Source organism: Plantactinospora alkalitolerans (assembly GCF_015690345.1).
In the GTDB taxonomy this organism is placed as follows: Bacteria; Actinomycetota; Actinomycetes; order Mycobacteriales; family Micromonosporaceae; genus Plantactinospora; species Plantactinospora alkalitolerans.
Genome location: NZ_JADPUN010000173.1, coordinates 18,651 through 43,881, shown reverse-complemented (window position 1 = coordinate 43,881; position 25,231 = coordinate 18,651). Strand labels below are relative to the sequence as shown.

The following is a 25,231-nucleotide window of genomic DNA, read 5'->3' as shown; positions in this document are numbered from 1 at the left end:
ACCCCCCACCTCATCCACAGGCGATTTCTCCGTGATCCGGTAACGTCCGGCCTGCGCGGGCAGGCCGAACTCTTCGTGATCACGGGAGGGTCCGGGGTCAGGCGAGGGGGGCAGGCGAGGGGTCAGGCCAGCACTGAGTGGTAGAGGGTCATCGTCCGGTCGGCGATCGAGTCCCAGGAGAAGTGCTCGACGGCGCGGCGTCGGCCGGCCCGGCCGAACTCGACGGCCCGCTTCGGGTCGGCCAGCACCTCGATGATCGCGGCGGCGAGGTCGGCGACGAAACGGTCCGGGTCCAGCGGGGTGCCCGTACCGTCGGTGGCCTGTGCGATCGGCACCAGCAGGCCGGTGGAGCCGTCCGCGACCACCTCGGGAATGCCGCCGGTGGCCGTGGCGACCACGGCGGTCTCGCAGGCCATCGCCTCCAGGTTGACGATGCCCATCGGCTCGTAGATCGACGGGCAGACGAAGACCGTGCTGTGGGTGAGGATCTGGATCACCTCGGGCTTGGGCAGCATCTCGGCGACCCAGACCACGCCCTCCCTGCTGTTCCGCAGTTCGGCGACGAGTTCCTCGACCTCGGCGGCGATCTCCGCCGTGTCAGGGGCGCCGGCCAGCAGGACGAGTTGCGCCTCCGGCGGTAGCGTCCGGGCCGCCCGGAGCAGGTAGGGCAGCCCCTTCTGCCGGGTGATCCGGCCGACGTACGTCACGCTGGGCCGGTCCGGGTCGATACCGAGCCGGGCCAGCACGTCGGTGCCGGGGTCCGGGGCGTACTGGTGTGTGTCGATGCCGTTGTGCACCACCCGGACCCGGTCCGGGGAGACCGACGGGTAGGCGGCGAGCAGGTCCCGCATCATCCCGGCGGAGACCGCGATCACCGCGTCGGCGGCCTCCAGCGCGGTCCGCTCGCACCAGGAGGAGAGCGCGTAGCCGCCGCCGAGCTGCTCGGCCTTCCATGGTCGCAGCGGCTCCAGGCTGTGTACGGTCACCACGTGCGGCACGCCGTGCAGCAGCTTGGCGACGTGGCCGGCGAGGTTGGCGTACCAGGTGTGGCTGTGTACGACGTCGGTGCCGGCGCAACCGGCCGCCATCTCCAGGTCCACGCCCATCGTGCGCAGCGCGGCGTTCGCGCCGGCCAGGGTCGCCGGTTCGGGGTACGCGGTGACGCCCGGCTCGGCGTACGGCGGCTGTCGGGGCGCGCCGAAGCAGTGCACCCGGGTGTCGGCGCGGGAGCGGAGTTCCCGGGCGAGGTACTCGACGTGTACTCCGGCTCCGCCGTACACCTCCGGGGGGTACTCCCGGGTCAACAGGTCCACCCGGAGCCGCCGGTCGTCGGGCGTCGTATCGGTCACAGCCGGCACCCTAGTGCAGCCGGAACCGATCCGCCCGAGAGGAGCCGGCCGGGTCGGACGCCACGGGTTCGGCGGGTCGGACGCCACGGGTTCGGCGGGTTGCCGGACCGGTGGGACGGCGGAGGCGTACCGGGGCGAGGACGCCGGCCCGGGGTCAGCCGTTGGCGACCAGGCTGACGCCGATGGTGACCATGACGATCGCGATCAGGGCGTCGAGGACCCGCCACGCCACCGGGCGGGCGAAGACCCGCCACGCCACCGGGCGGGCGAAGACCCGCCCGAGCAGGCGGGCGCCGTAGCCGAGCGCGGCGAACCAGGCGAAGCTGGCGAGCGCCGCTCCGGCGCCGAACGTCCAGCGGCCGGACCCTTCGTGTGTGTTGGCGATCGAGCCGAGCAGCAGCACGGTGTCGAGGTAGACGTGCGGGTTGAGCCAGGTCATTGCCAGCATGGTGAGCACGGCGGTACGCCTCGACGCGGCGCCGCCACCGCTCGCGGTGTCCAGGCTCTGGGTGCCGACGGCCCGGCGGGCCGCGAGGAGCCCGTAACCGACCAGGAACGCGGCGCCGGCCCAGCGGACGACGGTGAGCGTGGCCGGGGCGTGCGCGACGACGGTCCCGATCCCGGTGATGCCGGCCAGGATCAGGACGGCGTCCGAGACCGCGCAGATGGCGACGAGCGGAAGGACGTGCTCGGCCCGGATGCCCTGCCGGAGCACGTACGCGTTCTGGGCGCCGATCGCCACGATCAGGGACAGCCCGACGCCGAACCCGGTCGCCAGGACGGGCACCAGTTCGGTGACGGGCGCGAGGCCCGAGGAGATAGGCACAGACCCGACCCTAGGGAGCCGGTTCGGCGTACTCCAGCTAATGTTTTTCACGACTCATTAGAGTTGCTTATCATGGACGTACAGTTCGAGCAGCTCCGTACCTTTGTCGCGGTGGTCGACCACGGATCGTTCGAGGCCGCCGCCCGGCAGCTTCACGTCACCCCGTCCGCCGTCAGCCAGCGGATGAAGGCCCTGGAGACGAGCGTGGGGCGGATCCTGGTCGAGCGGGCCAAGCCGACCCGGCCGACCCGATCCGGCCAGGTCGTGCTGCGGCTGGCCCGCCAGGTCGCCCTGCTGGAAACCGACGCGGTCCAGGAACTGGGGTACGACTCCGCCGCCGGTCCGGCCGAGTTCACCCGGATCCCGGTCGTGGTCAACGGGGACTCCCTGAACACGTGGGTGCTGCCCGCGCTGGCAGCGGCAGCCCGGCAGCGGGTCTGCGTCGACGTCTACCGCGAGGACCAGGACCATTCCGTGGAACTCCTCCGGCAGGGCACCGTGATGGCCGCGATCACCTCCGAGGACCGGCCGGTGCAGGGCTGCGCGGTCCGGCCGCTCGGACGGATGCGCTACCGACCGATGGCCAGTACCGAATTCGTCCGGACCTGGCTGCCCGACGGGCCGACGATCGACGACCTGGCCCGGGCGCCGATGCTCGTCTTCGACCGGCGGGACGACCTCCAGGACCGCTACCTCCGCCAGCGGGCCCCCCGGGCCTGGGACCCGCCCCGCAGCTACCTTCCGTCGACCGGGGACTTCCCGGAGGCGATCCGGCTCGGCCTCGGCTGGGGGATGCTGCCGTACCAGCAGACCGACCGTTACGAGGCGGCCGGTCCGCTGGTTCCGGTCGACCCGGAGGCGTTCATCGACGTGCCGCTCTACTGGCAGCAGTGGCGGCTCGACTCCCGGTCCCTCGGCGTACTGGCCGACGCCGTCGTCACGGCGGCCGGCGAGGCGCTGGAGCGGTGATCTGGAGCGGTGATCTGGAGCGGTAACCGGCGCGGTGATCTGGAGCGGTGATCTGGAGCGGTGACCGGCGCGGTGAGCTGGAGCGGTGACCGGCCGGACCGGTCATCCGATCGCCCGCAGGTCGAGAAGGTAGAACCCGCCCGCGCCGTCCCACCACTGCACCGTCGCCGCGTCGGCGCCGAGCAGCGCCCGGCCCAGGAGCGTCGCCGGGGCGTCCCGAGCCGGCTTCGCCCCGCCCGGGGACACCGTCGTGATCGGGTTCGGCGGCACCGTCGTGATCAACGCCGTCCGCCCGGTCGAGCGGTCCCAGACGAAGGGTGCCGGCCCACCGTCGACGCGTACCGCGCCCACCCCGAACCGACCGTCGACGGCGGGGTACATCTGGAAATTGAACGAGCCACGGTACGGGAGCAACTGGTAGCCGCTGCCGTCGAGCCGCTGCACGAACGGCTGTCCGTCCCGCGTCTGGCCGGAGCACAGGACCGGGTCGCACGAGACGTTCGCGGACGGCTGTGTCGTCCAGCGCAGGCGCTGGCCGGTGACCAGGTTCCACAGCTCGCCAGAGGTCGGCGACGGGACGTCCGCGTTGTCCACCCAGGGTGACAGCCCGTCATGGCCGGGGCCGGACACGGCGGGGTAGAAGCCTTCGGCGCCCGGAACGGGCGTCGGGGTGCCGCCAGCGGCGGAAAGTCGGTAGATCCCGGCCGGAGCGCCCTCCTGGTACCAGTAGACATGGTCGCCGGCGACGCCGAGAGTGGGCAACGCGCGATCGGCCGGGGCCGGGGTGTGCAGCAGGCGCGGGGCGGCGGTGCCGTCGAGGCGGGCGGACCACAGCTCCCGCACGAAGATGTCTCCCCTGATGTAGGTCGCCCACCAGAGCAACTCGTCGCCGAGCACGGCGAAGTCGGGAACGCCGTAGCGGGTCTTCCCGGCCGCCGCCGTCGGATCGCCCAGCGCGCGCACCGTACCGGCCCGTACGTCGAAGACCGAGGGCGGCGCCTGCGGGGACACGTACGAGGCGAGTTGGTTCTCGGGGATCGACCGCGCACCCCACCTCGGGGACTCCACCAGGTACCTGTCGTCGTCGAGTATCGCGAGGACTCCGTACTCCCGGCCGTCCGGAAGCGTTCCTGGGAGCCGGCGTACCGCCTCCGGCCAGACCCGCTCCGGCGATTCCAGGGCGGTGGTGAAGGCCGGTACCGTGCCGGACCAGGCGGCCACCGCCGGTGCCGGGTCGGTCAGCGTCGGCGGTGGCGCGCCCAGGCGTACCACGGTCAGGCTGGCGACGACGGTGAGCGCGACCCCGCAGGCGGCGGCGACGGCGGTACGTCGACGTCGGCGTCGCTGCTGCCGCCCGCGTACTCCGGCCAGGAATTCTCCGTCCGGCGTCGGCGCCGAGGCGGCCGCGCCGTCCAGGGTACGAACCAGTTCCCGCTCCAACTGGTCGCTCATCTCCCCGCCCGTCACCGCTTCCTCCCGGTTGTCTCCGGCGTCGGCTCCCCGGCCCCGGCCGACGCGACGGCGGTGTCCCCGGACGAGGTGACGGCACCGCCCTCGGCCACGGCGGGGCCCGGCAGCCAGGCCGCGCGCAGCTTGTCCAGCCCTCGGGCCGCCTGGCTGCGTACCGTTCCCCGGGAGATGCCGAGCAGGCGGGCGATCTCCTCGTCGTCGCGGTGCTCGTAGTAGCGCAGTACCAGTACCGTGCGCTGCCGCCGGGGCAGGCCGGCGAGGGCCCGCCAGAGCCCACCGTCCCCGTCCGCGCGGGCGAACCCCGGATCGAGGTGCTCCCGCTCCGGAATCTCGTCGACGAGGCGTTCGTGCCGTCGTCGTCGCCACCAACTGATCTGCAGCCGAGCCATCGTCGTCCGTACGTACCCCTCCGGGTCGTCCCGCCGGCGGACCCTGGACCAGGCGGACCCGAGCCGGGCCAACGCCTCCTGCGTCAGGTCGGCGGCGTCGTGCGGGTTGCCGGTCAGCACGTACCCGTAGCGCATCAGTGCCTCGGAACGGGCGCGGACGAAGTCCTCGAAACCGTGGTCGACTGCATCGTTCATGACACCTCCTTCCACCCCGGGACGCGGGCGACCGTCGAACTGTTGCACGGAACGGCGGACCCACGGCGATCCTCCCGCCCGGACCAGTCGGACGAACTGGCCGTTAGCGATCTTGGTGGGATGAACACGACGAGCCCTGTGCGGAGCGCCCCCGGCTCCGTTACCGTCGGGACATGTCAGCCAAGGTCCTCGCGATCGTCCTGGCCGGAGGCGAGGGCAAGCGCCTGATGCCCCTCACCGCGGACCGGGCCAAGCCGGCCGTCCCGTTCGGTGGCATGTACCGGATGGTCGATTTCGTGCTGTCCAACCTGGCCAATGGTGGCTTCCTGAAGATCGTGGTGCTGACCCAGTACAAGTCGCACTCGCTCGACCGGCACGTCACCAAGACCTGGCGGATGTCGAACCTGCTGGGCAACTACGTGACGCCGGTACCGGCGCAGCAGCGGCGCGGGCCGTGGTGGTTCGCCGGATCGGCGGACGCGATCTACCAGAGCTTCAACCTGATCAACGACGAGCAGCCGGACTACGTCATCGTGTTCGGCGCCGACCACATCTACCGGATGGATCCCCGGCAGATGATGGACGACCACATCGCCTCCGGCGCCGGGGTCACGGTGGCCGGCATCCGCCAGCCGCTCGCCTCGGCCGATCAGTTCGGGGTGATCGAGGTGGCCGAGGACGGCCGGCGGATCCGGGCGTTCCGGGAGAAGCCGACCGACGCCCAGGGGCTGCCGGACGCGCCGGACGAGATCTACGCGTCGATGGGCAACTACGTCTTCTCCACCAAGGTGCTCTGTGAGGCGGTCGAGCGCGACGCGGCCGACCGGACCAGCAAACACGACATGGGCGGCAGCATCATCCCGATGCTGGTGGAGCGGGGCGAGGCCAACGTCTACGACTTCCGGGACAACGAGGTGCCGGGCAGCACCGACCGGGACCGGGGCTACTGGCGGGACGTGGGAACGCTGGACTCGTTCTACGAGGCGCACATGGACCTGATCGCGGTTCACCCCGTCTTCAACCTCTACAACTACGACTGGCCGATCTACACCGACCATCCGCCGTGGCCGCCGGCCAAGTTCGTCCACGGTCTGGAGGAGCGGGTGGGCCGGGCGGTCGATTCGATGATCTCTCCCGGCGTGGTGATCTCCGGATCGCTGGTGGAGAATTCCGTGGTCTCGCCGAATGTCCGGGTGCACTCCTGGGCCCACGTGGAAGGCTCGGTACTGATGGAGGGGGTGCAGATCGGCCGGCACGCGGTGGTCCGCAACGCCATCCTCGACAAGAACGTGGTGGTACCCGAGGGCGCGGAGATCGGCGTGGACCTGGAACGGGACCGCGAGCGGTACACGGTCTCCGACCGTGGGATCGTGGTCGTCGGCAAGGGGCAGCGCATCGAGCCCTGACGTCGCCGGTCACCACCGGGCGATCCGGCTCCCGCCGGTCACCACCGGGCGATCGGGCTCCCGCCGATCGGCCGGAGAGCGTGCACAGTTCCGTGTCAGAAGGAGGCCCCACCGATGTCGGTCCACGCCCGCGCCGGCCAGCCCGCCGAGCCCGAGGACCTGGTCGACGTGCCCCGGCTCGTCACCGCGTACTACGCCGAGCACCCCGACCCCGCCGACCCGGCGCAGCAGGTCGCGTTCGGCACCTCGGGGCACCGGGGGTCGAGCCTGCGGGGCGCGTTCAACTCCGACCACATCCTGGCCATCACCCAGGCGACCTGTGACTACCGCCGGGCGCAGGGGATCGACGGGCCGCTGTTCCTGGCCCGCGACACCCACGCCCTCTCGGAACCCGCCTCCGTGAGCGCGATCGAGGTACTCGCCGCCAACGAGGTGACCGTGCTGGTCGACAGCAGGGACGGGTACACGCCGACGCCGGCGCTGTCACACGCCATCCTCACGCACAACCGGGGTCGTACCGGCGGGCTCGCCGACGGGGTGGTGATCACCCCGTCGCACAACCCGCCCTCGGACGGCGGCTTCAAGTACAACCCGACGCACGGCGGGCCGGCGGACACCGACGCGACCAGGTGGATCCAGGACCGGGCCAACGCACTACTGGCCGACGGCCTCCGCGAGGTACGCCGGATCCCGTACGCCCGGGCGCGGGCCGCCGAGACCACCGGCCGGTACGACTTCCTGGCCGCGTACGTCGACGATCTTCCCTCGGCGGTGGACCTGTCGGCGGTCCGGGCGGCCGGGGTACGGATCGGCGCGGACCCGCTGGGTGGGGCCAGCGTGGCGTACTGGGGAGAGATCGCGTCCCGGCACGGGCTGGACCTGACCGTGGTGAACCCGCTGGTGGACCCCGCCTGGCGGTTCATGACCCTGGACTGGGACGGCAAGATCCGGATGGACTGCTCGTCCCCGCACGCGATGGCCTCGCTGATCGCGCGCCGCTCGGAGTACCAGGTCGCCACCGGCAACGATGCGGACGCCGACCGGCACGGCATCGTCACCCCCGACGGCGGCCTGATGAACCCGAACCACTACCTGGCGGTGGCGATCTCCTACCTGTACCGCAACCGGCCGGAGTGGGCCGCCGACGCGGCGATCGGCAAGACACTGGTGTCGTCCTCGATGATCGACCGGGTGGCCGCCGACCTGGGACGTCGGCTACTCGAGGTCCCGGTGGGCTTCAAGTGGTTCGTGCCGGGGCTGCTGGACGGCTCGGTCGGATTCGGTGGCGAGGAGAGCGCCGGGGCGTCGTTCCTGGCCCGCGACGGCAGGACCTGGACCACCGACAAGGACGGCATCCTGCTCTGCCTGTTGGCCTCCGAGATCATCGCGGTGACCGGGCGGTCGCCCAGCGAGCACTACGCCGACCTGGTGGCCCGGTTCGGCGAGCCGGCGTACGCCCGGATCGACGCGCCGGCCAACCGGGACGAGAAGGCGGTGCTCGGGCGACTCTCGCCGGACCAGGTCACCGCCACCGAGCTGGCCGGGGAACCGATCACGGCAACCCTGACCAACGCTCCGGGCAACGGTGCCGCGATCGGCGGTCTGAAGGTCACCACCGAGTCGGGGTGGTTCGCGGCCCGGCCGTCCGGCACCGAGGACGTCTACAAGATCTACGCCGAGTCCTTCCGGGGGCCGGAGCATCTCGGTCGGCTCCAGGAGGAGGCGCGGTCGCTGGTCACCGAGGTGCTCAAGGGCGCCTGACCACTGCCGCCCCGGTCACGGCCAGGTGTCTCCCGCGTCGAGCCGCCTGCGGAGCATCGCGTGCAGCGGCATCGACTGACCGTCCGGTCCGCCCTCACCGACGATCAGCTTCGGTGACGACGGCTCCGGCGTCGCCCCGGTCAGCCGGGCCCGTAGGCTGGCCGGCACCGTGAGCACGTAGAACGCCCCGTCCCCGTCGACCGCGTGGATCAGCGCGATGTCGAGGTACCAGCCGGTCAACGGGGTGCGGTAGCGGCTCCGTCCGTTGTAGGCGATCGCGATCAGCGGCGTCTGCCGCAGTCCGCGTTCCCGAGCCTCCCGGACGAACGACACGACGAGTTGCCGGGCCTGTTCCGTCTCCGCGTTCCGACGACGCTCGTCGGCCGCCGCGTGCGCGGCCACCGCCTGTCGTCGCTGTTCGGCCCAGTCCTCGGGCCCGCCCTCCGCCATGCCTGGACGGTACGCCCACCCCGTCGACGCCCGGCCCGTGAACCCCGGGTTCCGGCCGTGCCGGCGCTGTCAGCTGCTACCCGCCCGGATGTGGAGCACCGGGATGCGTCGGTGGGCGGGGCTGACCGGACTGGCCGTACCCCGGAGTCGGCTGGTGCGGTGCGCCCGGATGGCCCGGAGGCGGATATCCGGACGGCGGATACCCGGACGGCGGATACCCGGAGCCGGGCGGGCCGGTCGTCGGCGTCGCCGGATAATTCCCCGGCGGTGCGGGCGGATGCGGGGGAGTGCTCGACTGGCCGGGCGGACCGCGCCGACGGCGGCCGGAGCGTACGAGCAGCCAGACGAGTACGCCGACGCCGGCCAGCACCAGCAGCAGGCAGAGCGCGCCGACGACGTATGCGACCGGGCTCAGCGTGATGCCGGGCGACGCCCCGGCGTCCGGTGGTGCGGCCGCCGGCTCGGACGGATCGTCCGCCGCTGGCGTGGACACGTCGGGCGACGGTTGCGACTCGGCGGGCTTGACGTCGGCGGTGAGCGCCTCGACGAGATTGAGTACGCCGTAGCCGTACTCGGGGTCGCGGCCGGGTGCGCCCCTGTCGGTGGCGGTCGCGGTGAGCCGGTGTTCGACCTCGGTCGCCGAGAGGTTCGGATACTTCGCCCGGACCAACGCCGCCGCGCCGGCCACGATCGCCGTCGAGTCACTCGTTCCGGTCGCGGACTTGTAGTCACCGGTGCGGCTGGTGGTCGCGATGTCCTCGCCCGGCGCGACGATCCCCACCGCCTTTCCGGTAACGCTGACCGGCGCCAGTTTTCCGTCCTGGCCACTGGCGCCGACCGCCAGCACACCCGGGTACGACGCCGGGTAGCCGACGAACCTGGCGTCGGGCCGGTTGCCAACGGCTGCCACCAGGACGACGTCGGCGGCGAGCGCCTTGTCGACCGACTCCCGGAGCCGGTCGAAGGCTCCGCTGCTCAGCGACAGCGAGATCACTTTCGCCCCCCGCTGTACCGCCTGGTCGATGGCAGTTGGGAGGTTCTGGGCATTGCCGACCTCCGATTTCGCGTCACGAATGGGGAGGATCTTGGCCTTTGGCGCGATGCCCAGCGCGCCGTCGGCGTTGCCCGGTCCGTGTCCGTGCGCGGCGATCAATCCGGCCATCGCGGTGCCGTGCCCGTGGGCGTCCTGCTGGCCGTTGCCGCCCTCTCCGGTCAGGTCGACTCCGGGCAGGACGTTGCCGACCAGGTCGCGATGGCTCGCCCGGACCCCCGTGTCGATCACCGCGACCACCACACCGGCGCCCTGGGTGATCCGGTGTGCCTCGGCGACGTTGAGGGCGCGTAGGTGCCACTGCCGGTCCCGCTCCGCGTCCGCGAACGCCGGCGGTGCACCGACCAGAACCGTGAGGATTCCGCAGGCGGTCGCCGCGCACCAGCGCGGCAGCCACGTTCCGCGTCGGCCGCGAACCCTCACCGATCCTTCCCGATGACCCCGGTGCCGGGCTCGTGCCGCCCGACGGTCCGGTTCGGCTCGATCTCGGGGGCGACGCCCTCCTCGACTGCCCACGGATTGTCCGGGTCCCAGTGACGCGTGTCCTGCTCGTCCCCGCTCTTTCGGCCGCGCTGGCTGCCGACCATGCCGGAGGAACCAGATCCTCCGGCCGCGCCGGCCCGGCCCGTCCCCGACCCGCGACCTGCTCCAGCGCCACCGGCCGCACCGGCCGCCCCGGGCCGACCCGCGCCCTGGCCGGACTGTCCGATCACGCCACCGACCGGGTTCGCCCGGGGTGCGCCACCAGCTCTGCCCGATCCGCCTGGTACACCGCCGACGTTTCCGCCGGGCTTGGCCCCAATGACCCCACCCGGCGGTACCCCCGCGCTGAGGGCGGTCGGGCCCAGGCCGACCTTGCCCGTGCCGCCGGGTCCCCGGGGAACGCCGCCGGTGCTGATGGGGCCGACCGGCGGTCCTCCGATCAGTGGAGGCCCGATCGGGAGGCCGGGAGTGACGGTGGGCGGTGGTGTGGGCACCGGAGGAGCGGGCGGAAGCGTCGGTCCGGGCAGGGTGGTCGTCGGTGGGGTGACCCCGGTCAGGCTCGGACCATCCGGCGGGTAGATCGGTGTCGTGACGTTCGTCGGAGTGTGTTCGGTGTGCAGGTCCGGCGGGGATGTGCCTTCGATGTAGCCGGGCTTGTCGGTGTCCTCCGGCTCACCCCGACGGTGCGGCGGCGGGTTGACCTCGGGGGGAATCCTCGCCCGGCTCCTCTTGGCAGAGCGTTCCTTACTCTCCTGCTCCTCGACGTTCCTCGGTGGGAGATACTCCGGCGGGGGTTGGACCCGGTTGCTGCCGTCCCGGGCCGCGCCGTCCACCTCCACCTGCACCGCACGGGCCCGCGCGACCAGCGCCGCCTGTTGCGCGTCGCTCACCGGTGGCGAGGTGAACGTCTCCATGGCGTTCTCGCCCAGGAAGTCGCCGGCCTTCCGGCCGAGGGCGCCGAGCCCCCATTTCTGACCGGCGGCCCCGCCGAGCAGTCCGCCCACGTCGCCGGCCTTCTCGACCTGCTTCTGGTAGTCCGCCAGCGCTGCCTGGTTCTTGACGTACTCGTCGTAGATCGGCTTCAACTTGCCCCGCGCCTGGTCGATCGCGTCCGCCACATGGCCGATGTGCGTCGCGTTGTTCTGGGCGGCGGTCGACGTCTGTTGGGCCGCCACGATCAGCCGGTCCAACTCGGCCATGTACGCGGCCGAGGCGGCGTTCTGCTCCGGTGGCCAGAGCGCGGCGAGCTGAGCACGGCAATCCTGCAGTCTCGAGGCGTGGTTGCTGAGCATTCCCGAGGCCCGCTCCCATGCCGAGACCTGGTCCCGGCTCGGTTGGAGCTTCTGCTGGGCCGCGTCGATCATCTGCCACAGGTGGGGGATGTAGGCCGCGTCAGCCATTGTCGCCGCCTCCCGTCTGGCTGGCCGGGGCGGTCTGCGGTGCCGGCTGCTCGGGCGGTGGCAGTACCTTCTGGACGTCGCTCACGGTGGCGTGGGCGAACGCGTCGGAGCCGCGGTAGTTGGCGGCGATCTTGTCGGCGGCCTGGGCCACGGCGTCGGTGCCCATGTCCAGGTTGTACAGCGACTCCAGGGTCTTCTGGATGCACTCGTCGTAGCGGTCCTGCAAGTGCCGCCAGTCGTCGCCCTCGATCCGATCGCCGATCGTGGCGCCGGGCTGCATGGCGTCGTGCACCTGGGGCACCTGGGAGCGGTAGCCCTGTTCCAGTTCGTCGCGCATCACCGCCGCCGCGCTGACCAGACCGTCGATCTCGACGTTGATCTGGCCGATGACGGCAGCGGCTGCCGCACCGATCGCCACGCCGCCCGACTCAACCGGAATCATCGCAACCCCTCCCCGTGGTGGTCGTCAGATATGGGCGGGGCTCATTGTAGCCGAGGCACAACACCGGGTACCTGTCAAATCGTCGTACTCGATCATCATCCGAAAGTGGACCCGACTCGCCGACCGTCCTACCCCGACGCTGGCTACCGTACCCCTGGGGATCGTCCCATCCGGTGTCGGCCGTCGATTTCGGTTCACGGCGATGTTGCCCGCCGCACGCCTGCCGGACGCCGATCGCCGTGATGCTGTGCCCGACCGCCGGGGCCCCGCCCGGCGCGACCTCCGACAACGCATCCGGACGGAGGTCAGGCCGACCTCCGGAGCACACCACTGTGGAACGGGAGATACCCATGTCCCGACGACGTAACGTCCTCGGCGCGCTGCTGGTGACGGCAACCGTGCTGGCCGGGGTGCCGACCGGCGTCCAGGCCGGCGAGCGGCACCGGCCGGAGTCCGCGCGCGGATTCGACCTCCAGGCCCACCGTGGCGGGCTCGGCCTGCGGGTGGAGAACACGCTCGCGTCGTTCGGCAACGCGCTGCAACTCGGGGTCAGCACCCTCGAACTCGACGTGCAGATCACCGAGGACCGGCAGGCGGTGGTCACCCACGACCGCCGGATCAGCGGTACCAAGTGTGCGGACACCAGGCCGGCGGAACCCGGGGACACCGAGTTTCCCTACGTCGGCAGGTACGTCAACACCCTGACCCTGGCGCAGGTGCGTACGCTCGACTGCCGCAGCCGTACGCTGGCCGACAAGCCGGGACAGCTCGCCGTTCCGGGTGCCCGGATGCCGTTGCTCCGGGAGGTCTTCGCGCTCGTCCGGCGGTACGGCGCGGACGACGTGACGCTCAACGTGGAGACCAAGGTGGAGGCCGGCGCACCGATCGAGACCGCACCCCGGGAACAGTTCGTCCAGGTCACCGCGGCCGAGATCCGGGCCGCCGGACTGCTGGACCAGGTCACCATCCAGAGTTTCGACTGGGGCGCGTTGATGCGGATGCGTCAGATCGAGCCCCGGCTGCCCCTGGTGGCGCTGACCAACTACGACTTCCTGCAGACCGGTGCACCGGGGGCGTCACCCTGGCTCGGCGGCCTGGATATCGACGACTTCGGCGGCGATCCGATCAGGGCGATCAGGACCTTCGGCGCCCGCACCTTCTCGCCGGTGCACGGCTTTCCGCAGAACGGCACGGTCACCGACCCCGGCTACCGGCCGTACGTGACGAAGGAGCTGGTCGCGCACGCGCACCGAAACGGCGTCCGGGTCGTGCCGTGGACGGTGGACGACGTACCGACCATGGCCAAGCTGCTGGACGACGGGGTGGACGGCATCATCACCGACTACCCGGACCGGCTGCGTACGCTGCTCGCCCAGCGCCGGATCGCGCTGCCCCGGGGGTACGTGGCGCCGTTCGACATCCAGGCGCACCGGGGTGGCCGGGCGACCAGGCCGGAGAACACCCTGCCGGCGTTCCGGAACGCGCTGGACAATTCGGCGATCTCCACCCTGGAGCTCGACACCGGGGTGACCCGGGACGGCCACCTCGTGGTGCTGCACGACCGGACGATCAACGGCAGCCACTGCGAGGACACCGCGCCGGCCCGGCCGGGAGACAAGGCGTTCCCGTACGTCGGAAAACTGGTCCACGACCTGACGTGGAAGCAGATCAGGACCGTCGACTGCGGGTCGAAGACGCTGCCGGAGCTGCCGGAGCAGGTGGCCGTGCCGGGGGCTCGGATCCCGAGTCTCGACGAGGTGTTCGACCTGGTGAAGGCGAGCGGGCGGCGGGACGTACGGCTGAACATCGAGACGAAGCTCAGCCCACTGGTGGCGGACACCGAGCCGTACCGCAACTTCACCGCCAAGCTGGTCCGGGAGATCGAGAAGGCCGGCTTCACCGACCGGGTGACGATCCAGTCGTTCGACTGGCGGACCATCACGTACGCCCGGCAGCTCAACCGGAAGATCGAGACCGCGGCCCTGGTCTGGCAGTACGGCCCGGCCGAGTGCGCCAGCCTGGCCGACGAGTGCTCCCTGCGGGCGGTGTACGGCGACCGCTCGGTGCGCAGCCCGTGGACCGCCGGCCTGGACTGGTGGCGGTACCAGGACCTGGGCAAGCTGGTCCGGGCGGCCGGTGCGGGAACGGTCTCCGCGAACTGGCAGGTGCACGACCCGGCGCAGGGCACCGTGCGGTCGACCGACTGGTACCTGCGGCAGGATCCGGCCTACTTCCACGGACCAACGGTGCCGGAGCTGCAACGCCGGTACGGGCTCAAGGTGGTCCCGTACACGGTCGACGATCCAGCGGTCATGCAGCGGGTCATCGACCTCGGTGTGGACGGCATCATCACCGACCACCCCGAGCGGCTGGTGGCGGTGGCGATCCGCAACGGTCTCCGCTGACCTGTTAGGAGGGGACCCTTCTTCTACAGAAAACGATAAGAAGGGGCCCTTCCTTACACACCGTTGAAGTAGGAGCGGACCTCGGCGGCGACGGCTTCCAGGTGCTCGTCGGGGAGTTCGGGGTAGATGGGGAGGGACAGGCACTCCCTGGCCCAGGCCTCGGTCACCGGGAGGTCGCCGGCCCGGTGGCCGAGCGAGGCGTACGCGGGTTGCAGGTGCAGGGGGATCGGGTAGTGCACGCCGGCGCCGATGCCAGCGTTCCGCAGGTGGGCCAGCAGCCCTTCCCGGTGGCGGGTGCGCACGACGAACAGGTGGTGGACGCCGCGCCGGTTCGGTGGCTCGACCGGCAGGACCAGGTCGCCGACGCCGTCGAGTCGGGAGCGGTAGGCGGCGGCCAGGTCCCGTCGTCGTCGGTTGCCCTCCGCCAGCGTGGTCAGCTTCACCGCCAGCACGGCCGCCTGGAGCGTGTCGAGGCGCGCCGCGTAGCCGACGGTGAGGTGCTCGTACTTGGTGGTGCGACCGTGGTCGGCCAGGCGCCGGATCCGGTCGGCGAGTGCCGGGTCCGAGGTGGTGACGGCTCCGGCGTCGCCGAACGCGCCGAGGTTCTTGCCCGGGTAGAAGGAGAAGCATCCGATCCGGCCGTACGCCCCGGCGCGGATCGTCGAGCCGTCGTCGCGGACGTACTCCGCCCCGTGGGCCTGTGCGGCGTCCTCGATCAGCGGCACGCCGGCCGCCGAGGCGAGTGCGCCGATCGCGCTCAGGTTGACCGGTAGCCCGTAGAGGTGCACCGGCACTACCGCGCGGACCCGGTCGATGACCGCCTTCAGCGCGTCGGGGTCCATGCCGCCGGTCTCCTCGTCCACCTCGACGAAGCGCGGCCGGGCGCCGAGCCAGCTCACCGGCTCGGCGGTGGCGACGAAGGTGTGTGCCGGGACGGCCACCTCGTCACCGGGGCCCACGCCGAGGGCGGCCAGGCTCAGGGGATCGCCGCGGTGCCGGAGGAGACCCCGATGGCGTGGCTGGTGCCGCAGAAGTCGGCGAAGGCCGACTCGAACTCGCCGACGTCCCGGCCGAGGATGAACCGGGTGTCGTCGACGACGGATCGGATGGCGGCGTCGATCGCGTCGCGGTGCCGGGCGTACGCGGCGGCCAGGTCGACCAGTGGGATTCGGGGCATGACGGGCTCCTGTGTGTTCACGCTGCGGGGAGCTGTGCTGGGGCGATCTGCGCTGGGCGATCTGCGCTGGGCGATCTGCGCTGGACGGAGTACGCCGGGCGCGGGGTGGTTCAGTGCGCGGCGGGGGTGAGGTCCGGGTGCGGACCGTCGGTGTGCCGCCGTCCTACCGGTGCCGGGGTGACCGTCGACTGCGCGATGTCCGGCGAACCGGGAATGCGGGGCACGGTCACCGTCACGCCACCGGCCCGCAGCGACGCGTCGGCCGCCTCCAGTACGGCCACCACGCGCGCACCGTTCCAGCCGTCCGTACGGGGCCGGGCGCCGGTGCGTACGCAGTCGAGGAAGTGTCCCAGTTCCACCGCCAGCGGTTCCGCCGTGGACAGCACCGGTACGTGCGTCGCGTCGTCGCGCAGCCGGTACCGGCGGTTCCCGTGTCCGTCCGGCTCCAGGGGATCCGCGCCCTTGTCGAAGACGGTGAGCCGGGCGTCGGTGTTCAGGTCGTCGTAGACGAGCATCCGGCGGGTGCCGACGACGGTGGTGCGTCGGGTCTTCGCCGGATCCAGCCAGCTCACGTGCATGTGTGCCACCACGTCGTCCGGATACCCGACGGTGACGAACATGACGTCCTCGACACCGTCGTGCAGGTACCGGCCGCCCTGCGCGGCGACCCAGCGTGGCTCGGCGCCGAGCAGGTAGTTGGCGATGGAGACGTCGTGTGGGCCGATGGACCAGAACGTGTGCAGGTCGCTCTGGATCCGGCCGAGGTTGAGACGTTGGGAGTGCAGGTAGAGGACGTCACCGATCTCGCCGGCCCGGATGAACTCGCGCATCCGTTCCACCGCCGGGACGTACTCGAAGGTGTGACCCACCATCAGGACCAGGCCGTGGCGGTCGGCCGTCTCGGTAAGCGTGACCGCGTCGGCGACGGACATCGCCAGCGGCTTCTCGACGAAGACGTGCTTGCCGGCCGCCAGTGCCCGGCGGGCCAGCGGTGCGTGGCTCGGCGCCGGGGTGGCGATCAGGACCGCGCTGACGTCGTCGTCGTCGAGAACCTCGTCCAGGTCGTCGGTGGCCCGCACCTGCGGGTACAGCTCTGTCGCGGCGTGCCGGCGTTCGGGACTGGCATCCACCAGATAGCGCCACTGCGACTGTGCCAGTTGGTCGAGGTTCCGGGCGAGATTGGTGCCCCAGTAGCCGAAGCCGATCAGGCCGAACTTCTCGGTCACGATACTGTCTCCAATGGATCGGGGACGGTGACGGGTCGCCGGAAATGCCGCCGTGGTCCGCTTGCGCGACGTGAATTACTTTCGTCGATGAGAGCTTGCGATCGATTGTCGTAAATCGTCGTGACAGGCCCCTGTCCCGACCCAGCCGGCGCCGCCCGGTCGAAAAGTCAATAGGCGGGGCCATTGATTTTATTGGGTACGCGATGACAATTCTTCGGGGATCCTGCTACGAGTGCCCGCGACTCGCCATACCGCTGTCCAGTTCCCGACCTCGTCAGGTCGATCGGAACGAGGAAGGGCGAGCGTTTCGCGTATTCGGCACCAGTGCCGAGGCGCGGAGTGTCTGGTCCGGGTGGTCGCAGAGCCAGGCGAGGCGTTCGATCACCTTCTCCGGGTCGTCGAAGGGATCCAGCGCGGTCGCCTCGGTCGGATTCAACGGGGGAACCGAGACGTGCGAGATCAGCGGGTGCAGCGGTCGGACGTCGGTTTCGCCCTCGCCGAGCAGGTCCTCGTGTAGCTTCTCGCCGGGTCGCAGACCGGTGTAGACGATCCGGGGCTCGCCGGGTGCCTGGGCGGCGAGCTGTCGGGCCAGGTCGTCGATGCGTACGGGCTTGCCCATGTCGAGCACCAGTGCCTCGCCGTCCCGCCCCAGCGCCGCGGCCTGGAGTACGAGCTGCACCGCCTCCTGCACGCTCATCAGGTAGCGGGTCACGTCGGGGTGCGTGACGGTGATCGGTAGCCCGGCGTCGATCTGCGCCCGGAAGGCGGTGACCACCGAGCCCCGGCTGCTGAGCACGTTGCCGAACCGTACGCTCAGGAACGTGCCGGCCTCGTTGGCGCCGGCGTACGCGGTCAGGCGCTCGGTGATCCGCTTGGAGTAGCCGAGAACGCTTATCGGGTTGGCCGCCTTGTCGGTGGAGATGTTCACGAACCTGGCCACGTCGCGAGCGGCGTTCAGGACGGACAGGGTGCCCCAGACGTTGGTTTTGATCGCCTCCCCGGGGTGCCGCTGCAACAGGGTGAGGTGCTTGAGGGCGGCGGCGTGGAAGATGACGTCCGGGCGTCGGTCCCGGATCGTCCGCGCGATCCCCTCGCTGTCGCGCAGGTCGGCCAGGATCAGTTCCGGCCCGTCCAGCAGCGCCCGACCGGACAGCGACAACTGGAGGCTGTGCAGGGCCGACTCGTCCCGGTCGAGCATCATCAGCTCGCCGGGGTCCGCCCGGAGGATCTGCCGGCACAACTCGGAGCCGATCGATCCGCCGGCCCCGGTGACCAGCACCCGCCGGCCGGTCAGGGCGGAGTCCGCGTTGCCGAGGTCGGCGACGACCTGACGCCGGCCGAGCAGGTCGTCGATCTGCGCGTCCCGTACGTCGGCGACGCTGATCCGGTGGTTGACCAGCTCCCGTACGGGTGGCAGCACCTTGAACTCGGCACCGGCGGCGAGCGTGGCGGCCCGGACCGCACGGATCAGTTCCCCGTCCGCGTTGGCCACTGAGAAGATCACGGTGGTGGCCCCGGTCTGGCCCACCGCCTCGCGGATCTCGCATCGGCCACCGAGCACCCGTACGTCGTCGATCCGCAGGTGCCGCTTGTCCGGGTCGTCGTCGAGGAGGCCGACCGGCAGGTAGCCGCCCCGAGGGTCGCTGACCATGGCCCGCAGCAGTGCCTGGCCGGCCGAACCGAGGCCGAAGAGCAGCACCGGGATCGCCGAGCCGGTGTTCGGGCGTAGTGCCCGGTCGCGCCGGTGGCGGTAGGCGGACCGAACGCAGAGCATCAGGAGCAGGGCCACCGCCGCGCCGACCGGCGGGGTGCTGGCCGGGATCGGGCGGTCCGCCACGGCGAGGACGGCGAGCAGCATGATCGCCGCGCTCGTGGCCACCGTCACGGCCAGGGACCGGATCTCCTGCAGGCTGCCGAGCGGGTGTCGTCCCCAGTGTCTGCGCTGCACCGAGGCGAGCGCGGGATGCAGGCTGGCGGCGATCAGTCCGGCGCCGACCACCTGGACGAACTGGCCGGTGGTGAGCTCGAACTCGTATCTGGTCCACGCTGCTGCGGTGAAGCCGCCGATCCACGCGACGGCGTCACCGACGACCAGAGCCGCGGCGCGGCGCTGGGCCTTCCGACGACGACGGACGTTGTGGAGGGGTGGCGCATCTGAGCTGAGCGACATGTACGACTCCTGGTGCGGCTCTGTCTCGTTGGCACCTGGCGGAACGCAAGGTCCCTATTCCTCAGGTGATAAACACTTACCCGAGTGAAAAGCGGACCGAGGGCTTTTTCCGATTTTTTTCCGCCCATGCGCGTTCTGTGCGTCACCGGACGACTCCTTCCTCGTTGACGTGTCGGGCGGATTGGGTCGGCGGTACCGGTGCCCCGGTGCCGAACAGGAAATGAAAAAGCTACGCCTAGGTGAATTGGGAAAGCATTGAAGATCGTCGTGACTGGCGGAGCCGGCTTCATCGGCTCCAATGTGGTACGCGCGCTCGCGGACGCCCCACGGGTCAATGAGATCGTCGTTGTCGATGACTTCTCGACCGGGATACTCGAGAATCTCGTGGAGTTGCCGGCCCGGTTGCTGCCCGGCACGATTCTCGACCCCGGGACCCTCGACGAGGCGTTCGGAGGGGCGTCGAGTGTGATCCACCTGGCCGCCATACCCTCGGTCCAGCGGTCGGTGGACGATCCGCTGCGCAGTCACCAGGCCAACGCGACCGGCACCCTGATGGTGCTCGAGGCGGCGCGGCGGCACCGGGTACCCCATGTCGTCCTCGCCTCCTCCTCGTCGGTGTACGGCGCCAACCTGGCCCTGCCGAAGGTGGAGACGCTGCGGCCGATGCCGCTGAGTCCGTACGCCGTGTCGAAGCTGGCGACCGAGGCGTACGCGTTGGCGTACTCCTCCTGTTTCCGGCTTCCGGTGCTTCCGTTCCGGTTCTTCAACGTGTTCGGCCCCGGCCAGGCCGCCGGGCACGCCTACGCGGCGGTGGTGCCCGCGTTCGCCTCGGCGGCGCTCGAAGGCCGACCGCTGCGGGTGTTCGGCGACGGGCAGCAGACCCGGGACTTCACCTTCGTCGGCAGCGTCGCCTCGGTGATCGTCGACGCGGTGCTCCGCAGGGTGTCGGCGCCGGACGCGGTGAACCTCGCCTTCGGGTCGCGGATCTCCCTGCTCGGCCTCGTCGCCGAGTTGGAAGCGGTGCTGGGGCGGAGTCTCGAGGTCGTCCACGAGCCGCCCCGTCCGGGCGACGTGCGGGACTCGCAGGCCGATCGCACGCGACTGACCGCCCTGTTCCCGTCGGTGCGGCCCCATTCGCTGCGGATGGGGCTGGAGGCCACCGTCGACTGGATGTCCGGCCGCGTCCTCGCCGGTCGCTAGCCCCGCAGGACATGGGTTCCCTGGGACACGACGTCGTCGAGCGCGACGAGTCGGCGGTCGGGCGGCCGGGCGAGGATACTGCGGCGGTGGGCGGGGTCGGCCGGGACCGGAGCCGGCGGCTGGTCTCCGGCATCGCCACGGCGGCGGTGAGCCGGGGGACCGGGGTGGTGGTCCCGCTCGTTCTGATCCCGGTCACGTTGTCGTACCTCGGTGCGGACCGGTACGGCCTGTGGATGGCGGTCACGGCGCTCACCGGAATGGCCGCCTTCGCCGACCTGGGGCTCGGGAACGGGTTGATGACCAAGCTCGCGCCCTGCTACTCCAGCGGGGACGCGGCGAAGGCCCGCGGCTACGTCTCCAGCGCCTACCTGGTGCTGACGGTGATCTCGGTCGGGACCTGCACCCTCCTCTGGCTTCTCTCCGGTGTCATCCCGTGGTCATCGCTGCTCAACGTCTCCGGCACCGCTACGCCGGCGGATGCCCGGGCGGTCACCCTGGTCTGCCTGACCGCCTTCGTCCTGAACATTCCGCTCTCGCTGGTCATCCGCGTCCAGTACGCGTACCAGCAGGTCGGCAGGAGCAACATCTGGCAGGCGGCGGGAAGCCTGTCGTCGCTGCCGCTCACGCTGGGGGCGGTGCAGGCATCCCTGCCGCCGGTCGCGGTCATCGCGGCCAGCGTGTCGGGTCCGGTGCTGGTCAACCTGGTCAACACCGGGTGGACGTACGCCCGGCAGATGCCGGAGATCGGGCCGCGGATCGGTGCCGTCGACCGCCGGCTCGCCCGGGAGCTGCTGGGGCTGAGCGGGCTGTTCTTCGTCCTGACCATCGTCTGGTCGCTGGGGATGAACGCGGACAGTCTGGTCGTCGCGCACGCGCTCGGCCTGGAGGCCGTCACCGCGTACGCGGTACCCGCCCGGCTGTTCACCCTGCTCGGTTTCCTCGTCGTCCTGGTGAACCTTCCGCTCTGGTCCGCCAACGGGGACGCGCTGGCCCAGGGGCATCTCGACTGGGTCAGGCGGATCACCCGGTGGATGACGCTGATCTCCGCGCTCACGTTGCTGCTGCCGGCCGCCGTCCTGCTGATCGCGGGCGACCGTCTGCTGGCGGCCTGGCTGCCGGTGCCGCTGGGCGGGGACCGCTGGCTGCTCGGCGGTCTCGCGCTGTGGATGGTGGTGCTCGCGGCCACCTCGCCGATCGCCATGGTGCAGAACGCCGCCGGCGTCGTCCGTCCGCAGTTGCTGGGCGTGTCGCTGTACCTGGTGCTGTCGGTGCTCGGGAAGTGGTACGGCGCGACGCGGTACGGGATCGCCGCGGTGCCGTACGCCTCGGTGGTCGGTTACACGCTGACCGTGCTTCCGTTCACCTGGTACGGATACCGGCGGGTGCTCCGTACGCATGCGGCGAAGGCGCTCCAGGGCGACGTGGATTCGGAGGGCGATTCGCATTCACGGGTACGGGAGCGACTGCCGGGATAACGACGCAGGAACAATTTTCGGATTGCTTTCCCGATTTTCGAAGTCCCTATCGGACCGAACTGACTGGACTATGGTTGGCGGGCTATGAACAGACACTCAGTGATGGCGCGGCTACGCACGTTGATGCCGGGAGTTCCCCGTACCCGTGCCGAGGCGCTGGCGTCCCTGCACCTCCTGGCGACCCTGCGGGCACAGGGTTGGCAGCGGTCGACGAGCGGCGGGGCGCCCGTCAACGCGAGCGGTGAGCCACAGCCGTGGCTGACCTATCCGGCGGTGGACTGGCTCGAGCGGGCGCTGACGCCGAGCGTCCGGGTCTTCGAGTACGGCGCCGGTTCGTCGACCACCTGGTTCGCCCAGGCGGGCCGGGTCAAGGAGATCGTTTCCGTCGAGCACGACCCGGGATGGTTCGCCCGGCTGCCGCAGCCGCCCAACGGGCGGATCCGTTACGTGCCGTGCGAGGGCACGTGGTGGGAGACGGACGAGCGGGCGCCGTACGTGCGGGCCGTCGCCGACGGGGCGCCCTGGGACGTGATCGTCATCGACGGCATGGCCCGGAACACGTGTGCCCGGATCGCCGCCAACCATCTCTCCCCGACCGGAATGGTGGTCCTCGACGACACCGACAACGTCGCCTCCCTGCCGGCGCAGGTCGCGCTGGCCGAGCGGGGGCTCGGCCGACTGGACCTCTGGGGATTCAAGCCCGGGATCGGCACCCGCCTGTGCACGTCGGTGTTCGGTCGGGACATCGACGCCTGGCTGCCCAGATGACCCGGCGCGGAGCCTGGGTGGCGCAGGTCGGCCCGTTCCTCTTTCCCTGGGGGCAGCCCGGGTCCCGGCGGGTCTACGGGGTGGCCAGGTCCCTGGCCGCCGCCGGCTACGACGTGGTGGTGGCGAGCGGCGAGGACGGGCCTCGGGCGCCGACCCGGCTCGACGAGGTCGACGGCCCGGGATCGGTCCGCTACCTCGGGCTGGGCGAGATTCCGCCGGCCGGAGCCAGTCGGCTCACCCGGTCCGTGCAGTGGTTCCTGCGCTGGGGGCAGCGGACGGCCCACTGGCTCGACGCCCAGCCCACGTTGCCGTCACACGTCGTGGTCGCCGGCGGCGACGCGCCGTACATGGTGCACCTGCGGCGGTGGTGCCGCCGCAACCGGGTTCCGCTGATCGCCGACGTGGTCGACTGGTACAGCCCGCGGCAGCTCCGGGGCGGTGTCCTCGGCCCTCCGCACCTCAGCGCCCAGGCGGCGTTGCGCTACTACTATCCCCGCTGCGACGGCATCATCGCGGTGAGTTCCTTCCTGGAACGGCACTACCGCAGCCGGGGGAGTCGGGTCCTGCGCGTGCCGCCGACCCTCGACGTCCGGAACCTGGCCGTGCAGCCCACCGGGGCCGGCACCGGCAGGACCGATCTCACCCTGGTCTACGCGGGCACGCCCGGCCGGAAGGACCTGATCATCGACATGATCCGCGCGGTGGACCGGTTGGACCGGGAGGGCGCCCGGATCGAGCTGCGGATCTACGGTCCGTCACCGCAACAGGTGCGGGGGCTGCTCGGCGGTGAGCCGCCGCCCGGCAGTGTGCGGTCGCTGGGGCGGCTGCCGCAGCAGGACATCCCGCGCGCGTTGCAGGAAGCGGACTTCAGTGTGCTGCTGCGCCGGCCGGAACGGGGCAACCAGGCGGGCTTTCCGACGAAGTTCTGCGAGAGCCTCGCCAACGGCACGCCGGTGATCGCCAACCTCACCAGTGACCTGGGTGGCTACCTGGTCGACGGCCGGGAGGGACTCGTCTGCGCCGACCACTCGGTGACCGGGCTCGGCGAGACGCTCCGGACGGCGTTGCGACTGACCGCCGCGCAGCGGCGGCAGATGCGTGAGGCCGCGCGGCGGCGGGCGCTCGACTCGTTCGACTTCCGGGCGTACGCGGAGCCGCTCGGCACGTTCCTCGACACGGTCCGGCTCTGACCGTCACCGGTACGAGGAGACGGTCCGGCTCCGACCGTCACCGGTACAGTCGCTCGGCCCGGTGCCCGGCGTCCACGGTCGCGTCCCGCAGGGCGTGGTAGAAGACGTCCCGCCGCCGCGCCAGCGGCTCGTCGGCGAAGTCGGCGGCCCGGCCGAGGTTGCGGGCCGAGGCGGCCGCCATCCGGGCCGGATCGGTCAGGAACTGCCGGATCGACCCGGCGAGTCCCTCCGGGTCGTCCGGCGGCACGAGGTCGTCCGGCGGCAGCAACTCCGGTATGCCGCCCACCGCCGTGCCGACGGCGGGCAGCCCCCGGGCCATCGCCTCGAGAAGTGCCTTCGGTAGTCCCTCCGTCCGGGACGGCATGACGAACAGGTCCGCCTCGTCGAGCCGGCGCCGTACCTCGGCACCGGCCGGCAGCGCGCCGGTCAGCACCACCCGGTCCGCGACGCCCAGCCGCTCGGCGATCCGTTCGACCCGAGGGCGGCACCGGCCGTCGCCGACGTGCACGAGCCGCAGCGGAAGTCCGGTCGCGACGAGCCGGGCGAGCGCCTCGACGAGGGTGTCGACGCCCTTGTACATCTGCTCCAGGGTGCCGACCGACACCAGCGTGTGGCCCTGCCGTCCGGGATCGGGGCGGCGCGGTCCCTCCCGGTACGCCTCGGCGGGAAGTTCGATGCTCGAATAGGCCGCCGTGACCGCCCCGGTCCGGGCCGGGTAGCGGGCCTGGAGATACCGGTCGGTCACGTAGGCCGCCCCGACCGCGGTGCGGCACTGGTGCCGCAACCGCGCCGTCTCCCGCTTGCGCAGCAGTGGGCGCAGCGGATGCCGGATCACCCCCGGGGCGAACACGTCGTACGGGTCACCCACCACCTCGACCGCATACGGCAGACCCGCGCGTTCGCGCGAGGCCGCCAGGAGCGAGCCGAGCGGGGACGGCACCCGCAGCACGACGGCGTCCCCGTCCTCCGCCGCCGCGCGCACCGCCCGGACGACCGCCGCCCGGCGCGTCAGATACTGCGCCGGCCCGATGTAACAGGGCACCGGCCACACCTCGACCCCGGCGCCGTCCACCCGCTTCGCGCCGTCGTCGCGGCCGGGGACGTCGGCCACCCGGGCGACCACCCGGACCCGGTCGAAGGCCGACAGGTATCGGGTGAAGAAACGGTATGACGGGCCGCCCCGGGTCCAGATCGTCCCGTCCGGAGAACGGCTGAACCGTGCCTCGACGGTCACCACCACTCTGGTCCCGGAATATTGAGAAGCGTTCACTTCAGGAGCCTCCACATCCGTATTCGGGACGAGCCGGGACCGCGATATCGCCATAGGACTAAATCAGATTAGGGATGGCCTTTGGTGATAACCGCGGATGTCCCGCATTTCTGCGTGTCTTTCGTCTTGTCACCTCGTTGACCCCGATGTTGTTGACGA

Annotated in this window: 20 protein-coding genes and 1 pseudogene; 8 read left to right on the top strand and 13 right to left on the bottom strand. The window is 71.2% G+C overall.

Going from position 1 to position 25,231, the window contains the following annotated elements:
• Window positions 1–122: 122 nt before the first annotated feature.
• Both glgA and I0C86_RS18325 read right to left on the bottom strand, forming a co-directional pair.
• Window positions 123–1,349 carry a glycogen synthase gene (gene glgA / locus I0C86_RS18330; RefSeq protein ID WP_196202464.1) on the bottom strand — a complete coding sequence of 409 codons (1,227 nt, stop codon included), beginning with the start codon at window positions 1,347–1,349 and terminating at the stop codon, window positions 123–125.
• Between the two features lie 154 nt (window positions 1,350–1,503).
• Window positions 1,504–2,139, bottom strand: a complete 636-nt coding sequence (locus tag I0C86_RS18325) for a LysE/ArgO family amino acid transporter (RefSeq protein WP_196202467.1) — start codon at window positions 2,137–2,139, stop codon at window positions 1,504–1,506.
• 108 nt (window positions 2,140–2,247) lie between these two features.
• Here I0C86_RS18325 and I0C86_RS18320 point away from each other — a divergent pair, with 108 nt between their 5' ends.
• A complete protein-coding gene (locus tag I0C86_RS18320) occupies window positions 2,248–3,144 on the top strand; it encodes a LysR family transcriptional regulator ArgP (RefSeq protein WP_196202463.1) in 897 nt (298 codons plus the stop codon).
• A gap of 102 nt (window positions 3,145–3,246) precedes the next feature.
• Here the strand turns inward: I0C86_RS18320 and I0C86_RS18315 are convergent, their stop codons facing one another.
• Window positions 3,247–4,611, bottom strand: coding sequence for a serine/threonine-protein kinase (locus I0C86_RS18315; RefSeq protein WP_196202462.1), 1,365 nt, complete (start codon window positions 4,609–4,611; stop codon window positions 3,247–3,249).
• Window positions 4,608–5,198, bottom strand: coding sequence for a SigE family RNA polymerase sigma factor (locus tag I0C86_RS18310; protein ID WP_196202461.1), 591 nt, complete (start codon window positions 5,196–5,198; stop codon window positions 4,608–4,610). Before I0C86_RS18310 ends, I0C86_RS18315 begins: the two co-directional genes overlap by 4 nt.
• 167 nt (window positions 5,199–5,365) lie before the next feature.
• Here I0C86_RS18310 and glgC point away from each other — a divergent pair.
• Window positions 5,366–6,604 (top strand): annotated as a pseudogene (gene glgC, locus I0C86_RS18305) (glucose-1-phosphate adenylyltransferase); the annotation flags it as partial.
• A 114-nt stretch (window positions 6,605–6,718) separates the two neighbouring features.
• Window positions 6,719–8,365 (top strand): phosphoglucomutase (alpha-D-glucose-1,6-bisphosphate-dependent), encoded by a 1,647-nt coding sequence (gene pgm, locus I0C86_RS18300; RefSeq protein ID WP_196202459.1) that lies wholly within the window; start codon window positions 6,719–6,721, stop codon window positions 8,363–8,365.
• Between the two features lie 15 nt (window positions 8,366–8,380).
• Here the strand turns inward: pgm and I0C86_RS18295 are convergent, their stop codons facing one another.
• From I0C86_RS18295 to I0C86_RS18280, 4 genes are all read right to left on the bottom strand, one after another.
• A complete protein-coding gene (locus I0C86_RS18295) occupies window positions 8,381–8,815 on the bottom strand; it encodes a hypothetical protein (RefSeq protein ID WP_196202458.1) in 435 nt (144 codons plus the stop codon).
• A 76-nt stretch (window positions 8,816–8,891) separates the two neighbouring features.
• Window positions 8,892–10,289 (bottom strand): type VII secretion-associated serine protease mycosin, encoded by a 1,398-nt coding sequence (gene mycP / locus I0C86_RS18290; protein WP_196202457.1) that lies wholly within the window; start codon window positions 10,287–10,289, stop codon window positions 8,892–8,894.
• Complete coding sequence (locus I0C86_RS18285; RefSeq protein ID WP_196202456.1) at window positions 10,286–11,749, bottom strand: MCP four helix bundle domain-containing protein; 1,464 nt, start codon at window positions 11,747–11,749, stop codon at window positions 10,286–10,288. The genes mycP and I0C86_RS18285 overlap by 4 nt, the downstream gene beginning before the upstream one ends.
• A complete protein-coding gene (locus tag I0C86_RS18280; protein ID WP_196202455.1) occupies window positions 11,742–12,191 on the bottom strand; it encodes a hypothetical protein in 450 nt (149 codons plus the stop codon). Before I0C86_RS18280 ends, I0C86_RS18285 begins: the two co-directional genes overlap by 8 nt.
• 350 nt (window positions 12,192–12,541) lie before the next feature.
• Between I0C86_RS18280 and I0C86_RS18275 the strand changes: the two genes are divergently transcribed.
• Window positions 12,542–14,596, top strand: coding sequence for a glycerophosphodiester phosphodiesterase family protein (locus I0C86_RS18275; RefSeq protein ID WP_196202454.1), 2,055 nt, complete (start codon window positions 12,542–12,544; stop codon window positions 14,594–14,596).
• Window positions 14,597–14,649: 53 nt separating this feature from the next.
• On the opposite strand, the gene I0C86_RS18270 is transcribed toward I0C86_RS18275, so the two are convergent.
• From I0C86_RS18270 to I0C86_RS18260, 4 genes are all read right to left on the bottom strand, one after another.
• On the bottom strand, window positions 14,650–15,555 hold the full coding sequence (locus I0C86_RS18270; protein WP_323373710.1) for a DegT/DnrJ/EryC1/StrS family aminotransferase: 906 nt from the start codon (window positions 15,553–15,555) through the stop codon (window positions 14,650–14,652).
• A gap of 17 nt (window positions 15,556–15,572) precedes the next feature.
• Entirely contained in the window at window positions 15,573–15,773 is a 201-nt protein-coding gene (locus I0C86_RS44480; RefSeq protein WP_255527754.1) for a DegT/DnrJ/EryC1/StrS family aminotransferase, read from the bottom strand.
• A gap of 110 nt (window positions 15,774–15,883) precedes the next feature.
• Window positions 15,884–16,999: a Gfo/Idh/MocA family protein gene (locus I0C86_RS18265; protein ID WP_196202453.1), complete on the bottom strand. Its 1,116-nt coding sequence runs from the start codon at window positions 16,997–16,999 to the stop codon at window positions 15,884–15,886.
• A 274-nt stretch (window positions 17,000–17,273) separates the two neighbouring features.
• On the bottom strand, window positions 17,274–19,169 hold the full coding sequence (locus I0C86_RS18260; RefSeq protein ID WP_196202452.1) for a nucleoside-diphosphate sugar epimerase/dehydratase: 1,896 nt from the start codon (window positions 19,167–19,169) through the stop codon (window positions 17,274–17,276).
• 267 nt (window positions 19,170–19,436) lie between these two features.
• On the opposite strand from I0C86_RS18260, the gene I0C86_RS18255 reads away from it, so the two are divergent.
• The 4 genes from I0C86_RS18255 to I0C86_RS18240 all read left to right on the top strand — a co-directional run bounded on the left by I0C86_RS18255 (window position 19,437) and on the right by I0C86_RS18240 (window position 23,802).
• The gene (locus I0C86_RS18255; protein WP_323373709.1) at window positions 19,437–20,369 is read left to right on the top strand and encodes an NAD-dependent epimerase/dehydratase family protein; all 933 of its coding nucleotides are present in this window, start codon (window positions 19,437–19,439) and stop codon (window positions 20,367–20,369) included.
• 11 nt (window positions 20,370–20,380) lie between these two features.
• Complete coding sequence (locus I0C86_RS18250; RefSeq protein ID WP_196202450.1) at window positions 20,381–21,844, top strand: oligosaccharide flippase family protein; 1,464 nt, start codon at window positions 20,381–20,383, stop codon at window positions 21,842–21,844.
• A gap of 84 nt (window positions 21,845–21,928) precedes the next feature.
• Complete coding sequence (locus tag I0C86_RS18245) at window positions 21,929–22,612, top strand: class I SAM-dependent methyltransferase (protein WP_196202449.1); 684 nt, start codon at window positions 21,929–21,931, stop codon at window positions 22,610–22,612.
• The gene (locus I0C86_RS18240) at window positions 22,609–23,802 is read left to right on the top strand and encodes a glycosyltransferase (RefSeq protein WP_196202448.1); all 1,194 of its coding nucleotides are present in this window, start codon (window positions 22,609–22,611) and stop codon (window positions 23,800–23,802) included. Before I0C86_RS18245 ends, I0C86_RS18240 begins: the two co-directional genes overlap by 4 nt.
• Window positions 23,803–23,839: 37 nt before the next feature.
• On the opposite strand, the gene I0C86_RS44765 is transcribed toward I0C86_RS18240, so the two are convergent.
• Window positions 23,840–25,072: a glycosyltransferase gene (locus I0C86_RS44765; RefSeq protein ID WP_323373708.1), complete on the bottom strand. Its 1,233-nt coding sequence runs from the start codon at window positions 25,070–25,072 to the stop codon at window positions 23,840–23,842.
• Window positions 25,073–25,231: the final 159 nt, after the last annotated feature.